Source organism: Achromobacter sp., from assembly GCF_036567245.1.
In the GTDB taxonomy this organism is placed as follows: Bacteria; Pseudomonadota; Gammaproteobacteria; order Burkholderiales; family Burkholderiaceae_B; genus Achromobacter.
This window is the reverse complement of the sequence record NZ_DATCUY010000412.1, coordinates 1-12,302: the sequence shown is the minus strand read 5'-3', so window position 1 is coordinate 12,302 and position 12,302 is coordinate 1. Positions and strand designations below refer to the sequence as shown.

The following is a 12,302-nucleotide window of genomic DNA, read 5'->3' as shown; positions in this document are numbered from 1 at the left end:
GCTGTGCGCGCGCCTCAGCAGCGCGCGGGCCCGCGCCGAGCGCGCATCGCCTTCAATCCCCATCCCTTTCCTTCCCTGCGCAGGAGTCACCCGCATGAAAGCCTTTTCCACCCCGTCCGTCGCTGGCATCGCCCGCCGCGGCCTGCTCAAGCTGGCTGCCGCCGCTGCCGGCGCGCTGCTGTTCTCGGGCGTAGCCCAGGCCCAGGCGCCCGCCAAGACCAAGGTCGCCGCCATCTACACGGTGCCGGTCGAACAGCAATGGGTGTCGCGCATCCACAAGGCATTGGTCGCGGCGCGCGATCGCGGCGAGATCGAATACACGTTCTCGGAAAACGTCACCAACGCCGACTACGAGCGCGTGATGCGCCAGTACGCCGAGCAGGGCAACAAGCTGGTGGTGGGCGAGGCCTTCGCGGTGGAAGCCGCCGCCCGCAAGGTGGCCAAGGACTATCCGCAGACCGCCTTCCTGATGGGTTCCTCGGGCAAGCCGCAACAGCCCAACTTCTCGGTGTTCGACAACTACATCCAGGAACCCGCCTACCTGACCGGCATGATCGCCGGCGGCATGAGCAAGACGGGCAAGATCGGCCTGGTGGGCGGCTACCCCATCCCCGAAGTGAACCGCCTGATGCACGCCTTCATTGAAGGCGCCAAGGAAGTGAACCCGCAGGCCGAATTCACCGTGACGTTCATCGGTTCCTGGTTCGATCCCCCGAAGGCCAAGGAAGCCGCCTTCGCCATGATCGACAAGGGCGCGGACGTGCTCTACGCCGAGCGCTTCGGCGTGTCGGATGCCGCCAAGGAACGCGGCAAACTGGCCATCGGCAACGTGATCGACACGCAGCAGCAGTATCCGGAGACCGTGGTCGCCTCGGCGCTGTGGAGCATGGAACCGACCATCGACGAAGCGCTCAAGCAGGTGCGCGCCGGCACGTTCAAGGCCGATGACTACGGCCAGTACTCGCTGATGAAGCACAAGGGCTCGTCGCTGGCCCCGCTGGGTACCTTCGAGAGCAAGATCCCGGCCGACCTGATGGCCAAGGTGCAGGCCAAGCAGAAGGCCATCCTGGACGGCGGTTTCACCGTCAAGGTCAACGACAAAGAACCCAAGTCCTCGGCACGATGAAACCAGCGCCTCTCGCCCTGCAGCTGACGGGGATCACCAAACGTTTTGGCAGCCTCACGGCCAACGACGACATATCGCTCACGCTGCGCCAGGGCGAAGTGTTGGCCTTGCTGGGCGAGAACGGCGCCGGCAAATCGACCCTGGTGTCGATCCTGTTCGGCCATTACGTGGCCGACGCCGGCAACATCGAAGTCTTTGGCCAACCCTTGCCCGCCGGCCGGCCCGACGCCGCGCTGGCGGCCGGGGTCGGCATGGTGCACCAGCACTTCACGCTGGCCGACAACCTGACCGTGCTGGACAACATCATGGTTGGTACGGAATCGCTGTGGAAGCTGGCATCCGGCCGCGGCAAGGCGCGCCAGCGCCTGGTTGAACTGGGCCAGCGCTTCGGCCTGGGCGTGGATCCGGACGCGCGCGTCGGCACGCTGTCGGTCGGCGAGAAGCAGCGGGTCGAAATCCTGAAGGCGCTGTACCGTGGCGCGCGCGTCCTGATCCTGGATGAGCCTACCGCGGTGCTCACGCCGCAGGAAGTGCAGGACCTGTTCGCCACCCTGCGCGGCTTCGTCGACGAAGGCCTGGCGGTGATCTTCATCTCGCACAAGCTGGACGAAGTGATGGCGGTGTCGGGCCGCGTGGCGGTGCTGCGCCAGGGCAAGCTGGTGGCCGAGCGCGAGACCGCCAGCACCAGCCCGGCCGAACTGGCCGAGCTGATGGTGGGCCGCAAGGTCGTCATGCCGCATGCCGAAGCCGTGGCCGCCGCCGAGCAGGCCGCGCCCGTGGTGACCTTGTCGCAAGTAACGGTGCGCGACGGCCGCGATGGCGCGCCGCGCCTGGACAGCCTGGACCTGGTGGTCCACAAGCACGAAATCGTGGCGATCGCGGGCGTGGCCGGCAACGGCCAGCAGGCGCTGGTATCGGTGCTGACCGGCCTGCGCCAGCCCTCCGACGGCACCATCCGTCTGGGCCCCGAGCACGCAGCCGCCCCCACGACGCCGGCCGGCTGGACCGCGGCCCACGTTGGCCGCATCCCGGAAGACCGCCATGGCGAAGGCGTGATCGGCGACAGCCCCTTGTGGGAAAACGCCATCGTCGAAGACTTGAAGGACCGGCGTTTCGCGCGCTGGGGCCTGATCCGGGCGCGCGCCGGCAAAGCGTACGCGCAGGCCCTGGCCAAGCAGTTCGACGTGCGCGCCGCGTCGCTCGACGTGCGCACGCGCAGCCTGTCCGGCGGCAATATGCAGAAGCTGATCCTGGGCCGCACGCTGGCGCGGGAACCGCGCTTCATCGTGGCCGACCAGCCTACCTGGGGCCTGGACATCGGCGCCGTCGCCTACGTGCGCGAGCAGCTGCTGGCGGCGCGCACGCGCGGCGCGGGCGTCTTGCTGGTGTCCGAAGACCTGGAAGAGATCTTCGCGCTGGCCGACCGCATCGCCGTGCTGTGCGGCGGCAAGCTGATCGCCGTGAAGCCGGTGTCCGAATGGACGCCCGCCACGGTGGGCCTGGCCATGACGGGCACGCAGGGATGAAAACCCGCTCCCTTCCGCGCGACTCCACCCCCTACCGAGCATTACTCGCATGAAACTGATCCTGGAACGCCGCCCGGAGCCCAGCCGCCTGGCGCTGGCCCTGGCGCCCTTCGCAGCCATTGCCTTCACGCTGGCGGTCTGCACCCTGCTGGTGGCCTGGGCGGGCGCCCCCGTGGGCCGCACCTACGCCTTGCTGTTTGAGGGCGCGTTCGGCTCCCGCTTCGCGCTGTCCGAAACGCTGACCCGCGCCACGCCGTTGATGCTGACCGGCCTGGCCTGTGCGGTGGCGTTCCGCGCGCGCTTCTACAACATCGGCGCCGAAGGCCAGCTGTACCTGGGCGCGCTGGCTGCGGTGGCGGTGGGCGGCCTGCATGACGGCACCGGTTTCGACCTGCCAGTGCCCGCGCTCTTTGCCGGCATGATGCTGGCGGCGGCCCTGGCCGGCGCCTTGCTGCTGCTGATTCCCGCCATCCTCAAGACCCGCCTGGGCGTGGATGAAGTGGTGACCACGCTGCTGGGCAATTTCATCGTGCTGCTGTTCGTGTCGATGATGCTGGACGGCCCCATGAAGGACCCCATGGCCATGGGCTGGCCGCAGTCGGTGGCACTGAACGGCGACCTGGAACTCGGCAAGCTGATCGAGCGCACCCGCGCCCACACCGGCTTGCTGTGGGCCGCCGGCCTGGCGCTGGGGCTGTGGCTGCTGAACCGCTACACCGTGTTCGGCTTCCAGATGCGCGCGGTCGGCGCCAACGCGCACGCCTCGCGCTTCCTGGGGCTGCCGGTGAACCGCGTGATGCTGGGCACCGCCATGCTGTCCGGCGCGCTGGCCGGGCTGGCGGGCGCGATCGAGGTCGCGGGCCGCACCGGCTACGTCACGCTCGACATGTCGCCAGGCTATGGCTACACCGGCGTGGTGGTGGCCATGCTGGCCGGCCTGCACCCGCTGGGCGTGATCCTGGCCAGCCTGTTCGTGGCCGGCATGCTGGTGGGCGCGGACAGCATGAGCCGCGCCATCGCAGTGCCGAACTACATCGCCGACGTCATCGTCGCCACATCGTTGCTCGCCATGCTGGTCGCGACGCTATTCGCGCAGTACCGCCTGCGCCGCAACCGGGCCTGAGGAACGCGCCATGGAATGGATGGATCTGATGAGTTCTTCGGCGTTCTGGGTGGCGGTGCTGCGCCTGGCGACGCCGCTGATACTGGGCACGCTGGGCGTGCTGCTGTGCGAGCGCGCGGGCGTGCTGAACCTGGGCATCGAAGGCATCATGGCCGCCGGCGCCTTCACCGGCTGGCTGGTGGTGTACCTGGGCGCGCCGCTCTATGTGGGCGTGCTGGCGGCCGCCTTTGCGGGCGCGGTGTTCGGGCTGCTGCACGCGGTGCTGACGGTGCCGCTGGGCCTGTCGCAGCATGTGTCCGGCCTGGGCGTGACGCTGCTGGCCACCAGCCTGAGCTACTTCGCCTACCGCGTCACCTTCCCCAGCGTGACCACGCCGCCCACGATCACGCCGTTTGCCGAAATGAAGTTCCTGGACGGCATTCCCTTCATCGGCCCGGTGCTGGCGGGACAGACGCCCATGACCCTGCTGGCGCTGGCCGCGGTGCCCATCCTGGCCTGGGTGCTGAACCGCACGCCGGTCGGCCTGGCGATCCGCATGGTGGGCGAGAACCCGGCCGCGGCCGAGGGGCAGGGCCTGTCGGTGACGCGCCTGCGCATGGGCGCCATCGTGGCGGGATCCGCGCTGATGGGCGTGGCCGGCAGCTTCCTGACGCTGGCGGCGTTCAACGCCTTCTTCTTCAACATGGTCAACGGCCGCGGCTGGGTCTGCGTGGCCCTGGTCGTGTTCGCGTCCTGGCGGCCCGGCAAGGCCCTGCTGGGCGCGTTGATCTTCGCCTTCTTCGACGCGCTGCAATTGCGCATGCAACAGGGCGGCGCGGCCTTGCCCGGCCTGCCCGAATTGCCGTATCAGGTCTACCTCATGCTGCCCTACGTGCTGTCCATCCTCGCGTTGGTGGTGATGGCGCGCCGCGCCGCCTACCCGCAGGCGCTGATGAAGCCCTACCGTAAAGGAGAGCGCTGAAGATTGCGCGCAGTACCATGAACAACAGAAACCTTCCGCAGGGAACACCATGCTCGACCTGATTCTCAGACACTGCACGCTGCCCGATGGCCGTCAGAACATCGACATCGGCATCGCCAACGGCCGCATCGTGGCCTTGGAGCCATCGCTGAAGGCCGAGGCCGCGCAGACCGTGGACGCGGCGGGCCAACTGGTGGCGCCGCCCTTCGTCGACGCGCACTTCCATATGGATTCCACGCTGTCCTTCGGCCTGCCGCGCGTGAACCAGTCCGGCACGCTGCTGGAAGGCATCGCGCTATGGGGCGAACTCAAGCCGCTGCTGACCCAGGAAGCGCTGGTCGAGCGCGCGCTGGCCTATTGCGATTGGGCCGTGGCGCGCGGCCTGCTGGCCATCCGTTCGCACGTGGACGTGTGCGACCCGCGCCTGCTGGCCACGGAAGCGCTGCTGCACGTGCGCGAGAAGGTCAAGCCCTACCTGGACCTGCAACTGGTCGCCTTCCCGCAGGACGGCGTGCTGCGCGCCCCCGGCGCCCTGGACAACCTCAAGCGCGCGCTGGACATGGGCGTGGACGTGGTGGGCGGGATTCCGCATTTCGAACGCACCATGCAGGACGGCGCGGAATCGGTGCGCATCCTGTGCGAACTGGCGGCCGAACGCGGCCTGCGCGTGGACATGCATTGCGACGAAAGCGACGATCCGCTGTCGCGCCATATCGAGACGCTGGCGTACCACACGCAGCGCCTGGGCCTGCAAGGCCGCGTCACGGGTTCGCACCTGACGTCCATGCACTCCATGGACAACTACTACGTCTCCAAGCTGATCCCGCTGATGCGCGAGGCCGGCGTGGCCGCCATCGCCAACCCGCTGATCAACATCACGCTGCAAGGCCGCCACGACACCTATCCCAAGCGCCGCGGCATGACGCGCGTGCCCGAGCTGCTGGCCGCCGGCGTGCCGGTGGCCTTCGGCCACGACTGTGTGATGGACCCCTGGTACAGCCTGGGTTCGGGCGACATGCTGGAAGTGGCGCACATGGGCCTGCACGTGGCCCAGATGACGGGCCAGGACGCCATGCGCGCCTGTTTCGAAGCCGTCACCACCACGCCAGCGCGGATCCTGGGCCTGGACGAAACCGGCCTGGCAGTCGGCAAGCGCGCCGACCTGGTGCTGCTCCAGGCGCGCGATGCCGTCGAAGCGCTGCGCCTGCGCGCCACCCGCCTGATGGTGCTGCGCGCCGGCCAGGTGGTGGCGACCACGCCGCCCGCCACCGCGACCCTGAACCTGCCCGGCCGTCCGGCCGAAGTCAGCTTCCAGACGCCGGCCCGCTGAGCGCGCAAGGCGCGGCGGCCGTGCCGCGCCTTACTTCAACGGCAGGCAGATACGCGTCTGCAGCTGCGCCGGCGGCGTGGTGCGCGGATCGTTCAGATACTGCTCGAACATGGGAAAGTCCGCCGGCACCTCGCCGCTGCCGGGCAGCCATTCCGAGAACATCCAGTTGTAGGGCTTGTCCATCTCGTTGTACGGCCCGGTGTAGGTCAGAATCGCGCAGCGGCCTTCCGGGATCTCGAAGCGTTCCAGCTCCGCGCCCAGATCCGCGTCGGGCGCCACCGACATGCCGGCCATGGAACGCAGCTGGCTGGCCGGCACCTGCTCGGGGTCGTCGAAATACACGCCGTAGCCGATGGAATCCGGCTGCGCGAGGCCGCGGCTGACGGCCAGCATGAAGGCGCGCGAGAACAGCGGGCCGATCTCCTGATAGCTGCCGCGATGCGACAGGACCGCCAACGTTGCGCCGGGAAAAGTTTCGATCTTGATGGGATACATGCCTAGCTCCTGGGGGTCGAAAGGACGGGAGCGGGCGTCCCGGTAGCGCCCCGGCGAGATGCCGAAGGTCGCCCCGAATGCCCGGTTGAACGCCGCGTCCGACTCATAGCCGGCGCGCTGCGCCACCTCGCGCAAGGAAGCCTCGGAATTCCCCAACGCCACCGCCGCGCGATGCATGCGGATGCGCTGCACGGTGGCGTTCACCGTCTCTCCCATCATGGCGCGGTAGACGCGATGGAAGTGGTACGGCGACAGGCAGGCCAGCTCGGCCAGCCGATACAGGTCCGGGTCGGCGTCAGGGTGGCTTGCCAGCCAGCGCAGGACGGGCTCCAGGCGCTGGCCATAGTGGTTCAGGGTTGCGGGCTTCATGCGGTCTCCTTGGAGAGCAATGTAGCGGGCCGGCCTTTGCAGATTTTGCGCTTTTTGGCCCGCCCGGGACAGGAGCCGTCAGCGCCCGATTTCCTGGTTCCAGCGCGCGTTGAACGCGGGCCGGGTCTCGTTGATCTGATCCCAGTCCGGTATCTTGGCGTTCGACATATAGCCCTGGAATCGCTGCAGCGCGTCCGCATGGTCGGCGGGCGCCAGCACGCTGCGGTTGGACGGAAAGTGCCCGCCCATTTCCAGCGCCTTGGTCTGCGCCCGCTCGGACAGCAGATACAGCGCCAGCTTCTGCGACAGCTCCGGCTCGCTATTGCCGGCGACGACGCACTCGCCCACCATCAGGATCATGGAGCCCTCCCTGGGCTGCGCGTATTCGACGTGCACGCCGCGCTTCTTCAGGCGGGTGATGGCCGTAGGCGTCCAGGGAAACAGCACCGCCTCGTCGGCCTGCACCATGTCTGCCAGCCGCGCAGAATCCGGCAGGTATTCGCGCACGTTCGGGCCGACCACGGTCGGCCACTGCGCGAAGCCCGGTCCGTAGTTCCGATCGTCGCCGCCCAGGATGCGGTTGATCATCAGGAACGCATGCAGGCCAAAGGTGCTGCTCGAAGCCGACTGGACCACGACCTGGCCCCTGTACTTCGGATCGGCGAGGTCCATCCACGACGTCGGCGGCGCCCAGCCCCGCTCGGCAAACACCTTGGTGTTGTAGCCCAGGCCGGTCATGCCGATATCGATGCCCGCGGCCATGCGGTCCTTCTTCACCGCGGTGGGATACAGCTCCTTCAACACCGGATCGTCATTGAGCTGCGCGCACAGCCCCATGGATATCGCGCGCGCCATGATGCCGTCGTCCAGAAACATGAGATGCAACCGCGGCTTGTCCTTTTCGGCTTGGGCCCGCGCCAGCACCTCTGTCGATATGCCCGGCTCCACCACAATCCGGACGTTATGCGCACGCTCAAAAGCCGGAAACACATGCTGCGTGAACACCCGCGCCATGTCGCCGCCGTTCATGCCCACATGCAGCGTGGTCTGCTGCGCCGCGGCCCCGGCCGACAGCAACGCGGCCAGCACTGCGCTCAGCAGCCGCTTGCCCGCGCCCGGGCGGCGCGACCCGTCTTGTTTGTTACGCGTCATGAAGGCTCCTGCGTTTGCTCATGCGCTCTTCCAGAGCGGCGCGCCAACGAAAAAAGCCTGGCACGCTACCGTATCCAGGCTTTTTCTCATGGGCCGCCGAACCGTTCAGTTCGGGTAGGTTCCGGGCAGCAGGATGCTGCGGTCGCCGGGCTCGATCGAGCGACGGCCACACAGCGCCATCGTCGTATCCATTTCCTTGTACAGGATCTCCAGCACGCGCTTCACGCCAGCCTGGCCGTAGGCGCCCAGGCCATACAGGAAGGCGCGGCCGATCATGGCGCCGCGCGCGCCCAGCGCCACGGCCTTCAGGATGTCCTGGCCGGAGCGCACGCCGCCGTCCATCCACACCTCGATCTTGGAACCGACCGCATCGGCGATCGAGGGCAGGGCGGCGATGGACGACATGGCGCCGTCCAGCTGGCGTCCGCCATGGTTGCTGACGATGAGCGCGTCGGCGCCGCTATTGGCGGCCATCTGCGCGTCCTCGACGTCCAGGATGCCCTTGATAATGAGCTTGCCGCCCCAGCGCTGCTTGATCCATTCGACGTCGTCCCAGCTCAGGCGCGGATCGAACTGATCGGCCGTCCAGGACGACAGCAAGGACAAGTCGTCCACGCCCTTGACGTGTCCGACGATGTTGCCGAAGGTGCGGCGCTTGGTGCCCAGCATGCCCATGCACCAGCGCGGCTTGGTCGCCAGGTTGATGAGATTGCGCAGGGTGGGCTTGGGCGGCGTCGACAGGCCATTCTTGATGTCCTTGTGGCGCTGGCCCATGATCTGCAGGTCCAGCGTCAGCACCAGCGCCGAGCAGCCGGCGGCCTTGGCGCGGTCGATGAGGTTGGCGACGAACTCGCGGTCGCGCATCACATAGAGCTGAAACCAGAAGGGCTTCTTGGTGGCGTGCGCCACGTCTTCCAGCGAGCAGATGCTCATGGTGGACAGGGTGAAGGGCACGCCGAAATCCGCCGCCGCCTTGGCCGCCAGGATTTCTCCGTCTGCGTGCTGCATGCCGGTCAGGCCAGTGGGCGCAATCGCCAGCGGCATGACGACATCGTGGCCCACCATGGTGGTGCGCAGCGACCGGCCTTCCATGTTCACCGCTACGCGCTGGCGCAGCTTGATCTTCTGAAAATCGCTTTCGTTGGCGCGGTAAGTGCCTTCGGTCCAGGCGCCGGAATCCGCGTAGTCGTAGAACATGCGCGGCACGCGCTTCTGCGCAATGGCGCGCAGATCTTCGACGCAGGTGATCTTGGAAAGGTTAGCGGTCATGGAGTGATCTATGGAGTGATGGGGCGCCAGCTGCGACTCGTTATTTTTAGAGGCCGGGCCGCCAGCTGCGGGCAGCTCCAGCGATTGCGCGGGCCTCCCAGGGCCCGCAACGCCGCCCAGTATACGCGCCGAGGCCGGCAAGCGTCGCTTGCCGGCCTCGTTCGCCCCCCTTATCGCAGGGACTCTTGCGGCCCCTGCGCCCCCGTTATCGCGGCCAGACCTTGGACACCGCCCGGATCGTGGCCCAGGCCACCCAGCGCGGGCTGGTCAGCCGCGCGCCCGGCAGGCGCCGCATCACGTCCACGGCCAGCCCGCCGCGCTTGTGCCACTGCTTCTTGCGGGTCTGGCTGTCGGTCCAGCGGCCTTCCAGCCACGGGAACTCGCGGCGTCCAGGCTTGTAGACCGGCGGCGTGTTGTAGATCAGGATGTAGGCCAGGCGCGGCGACGGCGAGGTGTTGGGCCCCGTGAAATGCAGGGTACGCGCGTCGTGCACCGTGATGCCGCCCGGATCCAGCGGTTCCGGCACCGCCTGGTCGCGGGCAAAGTCGCCGCAGCATTCCAGCGGATGCAGGGTCTTGTCGCCGCCCGGCGAACGATGCTCCAGCACGTCCCACTGGTTGGAGCCCGGGATGAACTGCATGCAGCCGTTTTCCAGGGTCGCCGGCTGCAGCGCCAGCCAGATGCTGAGTTCGTTGTAGATGAAGTCCGGCGAGCGGAAGGCCTCGTCCTGGTGCCACGGGGTTTCCGGTCCGTGCGGGCCGGGCTTGAGCAGGGCGTGCTCGCCGTACAGGGCGGCTTCGGGCCCCAGCAGCTGGCGCGCCAGCTCCAGGGTGCGCTCGTGGTACTCGGTCTTCAGGAGGCCCGGGGCATAATGGCGCGGATCGTGCAAACTGGGAAACTTGGCGGGTTTGGACGGGTCGTCGCGGCTCACAAAGTCATACTGCGCACCCTCGTTGTAGCCGGTCTTGTTCGCGAACAGGTCGAGCAGCGTCCTGCGGATGTAACCCACCTCGTCCTGCGGGCACATGTCCTTCAGGGCCAGGTAGCCCTGTTCCCTGTACCGCGCTGTCTCGGCTTCCGACAACAAACTGGTCTCTTCCATAATGGCTTCTCCAAGCTCTGGTAACGGTGTTTCCGTTGGCACGTTTTGACATGAGCTCTAACGTATCGCCAGGCGCCCACCGGGCCTATAGATCATCCGCCGTAGTCACTACCGTCTACGTACATCGCCGAGCGCGGCGCCTCATCCAAGAGAGAAACAATGCAAGACCCTAAAGCCGATACCCATATCGAGACCGTGCACGTCACGATCACCGGCACCGTGCAGGGCGTGGGCTATCGCCACGCCACGGTCCGGCGCGCCCACATGCTGGGCGCCACGGGCTGGGTGCAGAACCTGCCGAACGGCACGGTTGAAGCCCTGGTGCAGGGCACCGCCGACCAGGTCGACCACATGCTGGAATGGCTGCGGCGAGGCCCTCCGGGCGCCAGCGTGGAAGAAATCACCACGCGCCGGGAGTACACCGATAAGCGTTACATCCGTTTCGAGCAGCTGTGAGGCCGCCGTGTCTGCTCGGCGTTATGGCCTAGTCTGCTCGGCTGATAGGGCCAGGAAAGTGGGAAAAACGCCGGCCGGACGGCTCAGCGTGTGCGCAGCCAGCGCCCGCCCAGCTGGTTGAAGAGCAGGCCGGCCAGGACGCAGGCCACGCCCAGCCATTGCAGCGGTTCCAGGCGCTCGCCAAAAGCCACTGACGCGGCCCACAGTCCCACCACGGGAACCAGCAGCGAGAATGGCGCGATCTTGGCAGCGGCGTGGCGCGTCAACAATTGCGTCCATAGCGTGTAGGCCACCAAAGTGGCCAGCACCGCCAGGTACAGCACCGACAGGACCTCACCCCAGCCCATGCCGATAACCATGCCCACCACGGGTTCCCAGCCGTCGATCAGCACGGCCAGCAACAGGAAAGGCAGCACCGGCGCGGCGCTGCTCCAGGCGATAAAGGCAAACGGGTCATAGCCGGGCGACTTGCGGCTGGCCAGCCGCACGATGATGTTGGACACGGCCCACATGAACGCGCCGCCCAGTGTCAGCGCAAAGCCCAGCATGGTCATCTGGCCCGGCCCTTCGCCGCGGCCGCCGGCGATGACCGCCAGTCCCATCGCCGCCACGCCCAGCCCGATCCAGTGATGGCGCTGCGCACGCTCATGCAGGAGCGGCGCGGCCAGCAGCAGCGTGAAGAACGCCTGCGTCTGGATCACCAGCGAAGCCATGCCTGCCGGCATGCCGAACTTCAAGGCGGTGAAGAGCAGCCCGAACTGGCCCAGCCCCTGCACCAGCCCGTAGGCCGCCACCCAGCGCCAAGGCAGGCGCGGCGCGCGCACGAAGAGAATCAGGGGGAAGGCCGCCAGCGCGAATCTCAGGGCGCCCAGCAGCATGGGGGAAAGGCCCCGCATGCCGACTTTCATGGCGACGAAGTTGGTGCCCCAGATGACCACGACCGCCAGTGCGCAGAGATAGTCTTTTCGGGAAAGATGGGTCGTGGTCATGCGGCATTATCGCATCGCGCCCACCCCGCGGAACGGAGCAGATCAGCCGGCGTTCAGCACCGTTTCGAAAGCCCGCACGGCCGCGTCGATATCGGCGTCGCCGATGTGGCGATGGGTCACGCAGCGCAGCCGCGTGCGGCCCCAGGGGCGCACCAACAGGCCCGCCGCCTGCAGCGCCGCGACCCATTCCGTATTGCTCCTGCCGGACGCGGCGGTCTCGACCTGCACGATGTTGGTCTGTGGCTCGGTGGCCGAAATGGCTGGCCCCAGGCGGTTGATGCCCGCGCTGAGGCGGTGCGCGCGGGCATGGTCCTCGGCCAGCCGGCCGCCCATCGTCTGCACGCCTTCCAGGCCAGCCGCTGCCATGATGCCCGACTGGCGCTGCGTGCCGCCCAACATGCGGC

Annotated in this window: 12 protein-coding genes; 6 read left to right on the top strand and 6 right to left on the bottom strand. The window is 67.6% G+C overall.

Going from position 1 to position 12,302, the window contains the following annotated elements:
* Window positions 1-94: 94 nt before the first annotated feature.
* From VIR09_RS17660 to VIR09_RS17640, 5 genes are read left to right on the top strand one after another with little or no spacing between them, the layout of a single operon-like run.
* Window positions 95-1,126, top strand: coding sequence for a BMP family protein (locus tag VIR09_RS17660; protein ID WP_332014049.1), 1,032 nt, complete (start codon window positions 95-97; stop codon window positions 1,124-1,126).
* Complete coding sequence (locus VIR09_RS17655; protein WP_332014048.1) at window positions 1,123-2,652, top strand: ABC transporter ATP-binding protein; 1,530 nt, start codon at window positions 1,123-1,125, stop codon at window positions 2,650-2,652. The genes VIR09_RS17660 and VIR09_RS17655 overlap by 4 nt, the downstream gene beginning before the upstream one ends.
* Window positions 2,653-2,701: 49 nt before the next feature.
* The gene (locus VIR09_RS17650) at window positions 2,702-3,775 is read left to right on the top strand and encodes an ABC transporter permease (protein WP_054455738.1); all 1,074 of its coding nucleotides are present in this window, start codon (window positions 2,702-2,704) and stop codon (window positions 3,773-3,775) included.
* Between the two features lie 10 nt (window positions 3,776-3,785).
* Window positions 3,786-4,736 carry an ABC transporter permease gene (locus VIR09_RS17645; RefSeq protein ID WP_013390807.1) on the top strand — a complete coding sequence of 317 codons (951 nt, stop codon included), beginning with the start codon at window positions 3,786-3,788 and terminating at the stop codon, window positions 4,734-4,736.
* A 49-nt stretch (window positions 4,737-4,785) separates the two neighbouring features.
* On the top strand, window positions 4,786-6,066 hold the full coding sequence (locus VIR09_RS17640) for an amidohydrolase family protein (RefSeq protein WP_332014047.1): 1,281 nt from the start codon (window positions 4,786-4,788) through the stop codon (window positions 6,064-6,066).
* 30 nt (window positions 6,067-6,096) lie between these two features.
* On the opposite strand, the gene VIR09_RS17635 is transcribed toward VIR09_RS17640, so the two are convergent.
* From VIR09_RS17635 to VIR09_RS17620, 4 genes are all read right to left on the bottom strand, one after another.
* Entirely contained in the window at window positions 6,097-6,930 is an 834-nt protein-coding gene (locus VIR09_RS17635) for an AraC family transcriptional regulator (RefSeq protein WP_332014046.1), read from the bottom strand.
* A gap of 78 nt (window positions 6,931-7,008) precedes the next feature.
* Window positions 7,009-8,082: an extracellular solute-binding protein gene (locus VIR09_RS17630; protein WP_332014045.1), complete on the bottom strand. Its 1,074-nt coding sequence runs from the start codon at window positions 8,080-8,082 to the stop codon at window positions 7,009-7,011.
* Between the two features lie 105 nt (window positions 8,083-8,187).
* Window positions 8,188-9,351, bottom strand: a complete 1,164-nt coding sequence (locus tag VIR09_RS17625; RefSeq protein ID WP_332014044.1) for an alpha-hydroxy acid oxidase — start codon at window positions 9,349-9,351, stop codon at window positions 8,188-8,190.
* A 205-nt stretch (window positions 9,352-9,556) separates the two neighbouring features.
* Window positions 9,557-10,453 carry a phytanoyl-CoA dioxygenase family protein gene (locus VIR09_RS17620; protein ID WP_332014043.1) on the bottom strand — a complete coding sequence of 299 codons (897 nt, stop codon included), beginning with the start codon at window positions 10,451-10,453 and terminating at the stop codon, window positions 9,557-9,559.
* 159 nt (window positions 10,454-10,612) lie between these two features.
* Here VIR09_RS17620 and VIR09_RS17615 point away from each other — a divergent pair, with 159 nt between their 5' ends.
* Window positions 10,613-10,909, top strand: a complete 297-nt coding sequence (locus VIR09_RS17615) for an acylphosphatase (protein ID WP_332014042.1) — start codon at window positions 10,613-10,615, stop codon at window positions 10,907-10,909.
* 83 nt (window positions 10,910-10,992) lie between these two features.
* Here the strand turns inward: VIR09_RS17615 and VIR09_RS17610 are convergent, their stop codons facing one another.
* Together VIR09_RS17610 and VIR09_RS17605 are read right to left on the bottom strand one after the other, a co-directional pair.
* Entirely contained in the window at window positions 10,993-11,898 is a 906-nt protein-coding gene (locus VIR09_RS17610; protein ID WP_332014041.1) for an EamA family transporter, read from the bottom strand.
* Between the two features lie 42 nt (window positions 11,899-11,940).
* Window positions 11,941-12,302, bottom strand: a 362-nt coding sequence (locus tag VIR09_RS17605; RefSeq protein WP_332014040.1) for a beta-eliminating lyase-related protein, incomplete at its 5' end; no start/stop codon positions are given.

What these genes read in the sequence shown, in the direction of transcription:
- VIR09_RS17610 (WP_332014041.1), bottom strand. Translation starts at nt 11,898, where the DNA reads ATGACCACGACCCATCTTTCCCGAAAAGACTATCTCTGCGCACTGGCG.
- VIR09_RS17645 (WP_013390807.1), top strand. Translation starts at nt 3,786, where the DNA reads ATGGAATGGATGGATCTGATGAGTTCTTCGGCGTTCTGGGTGGCGGTG.
- VIR09_RS17615 (WP_332014042.1), top strand. Translation starts at nt 10,613, where the DNA reads ATGCAAGACCCTAAAGCCGATACCCATATCGAGACCGTGCACGTCACG.
- VIR09_RS17655 (WP_332014048.1), top strand. Translation starts at nt 1,123, where the DNA reads ATGAAACCAGCGCCTCTCGCCCTGCAGCTGACGGGGATCACCAAACGT.
- VIR09_RS17620 (WP_332014043.1), bottom strand. Translation starts at nt 10,453, where the DNA reads ATGGAAGAGACCAGTTTGTTGTCGGAAGCCGAGACAGCGCGGTACAGG.
- VIR09_RS17630 (WP_332014045.1), bottom strand. Translation starts at nt 8,082, where the DNA reads ATGACGCGTAACAAACAAGACGGGTCGCGCCGCCCGGGCGCGGGCAAG.
- VIR09_RS17660 (WP_332014049.1), top strand. Translation starts at nt 95, where the DNA reads ATGAAAGCCTTTTCCACCCCGTCCGTCGCTGGCATCGCCCGCCGCGGC.
- VIR09_RS17635 (WP_332014046.1), bottom strand. Translation starts at nt 6,930, where the DNA reads ATGAAGCCCGCAACCCTGAACCACTATGGCCAGCGCCTGGAGCCCGTC.
- VIR09_RS17640 (WP_332014047.1), top strand. Translation starts at nt 4,786, where the DNA reads ATGCTCGACCTGATTCTCAGACACTGCACGCTGCCCGATGGCCGTCAG.
- VIR09_RS17625 (WP_332014044.1), bottom strand. Translation starts at nt 9,351, where the DNA reads ATGACCGCTAACCTTTCCAAGATCACCTGCGTCGAAGATCTGCGCGCC.
- VIR09_RS17650 (WP_054455738.1), top strand. Translation starts at nt 2,702, where the DNA reads ATGAAACTGATCCTGGAACGCCGCCCGGAGCCCAGCCGCCTGGCGCTG.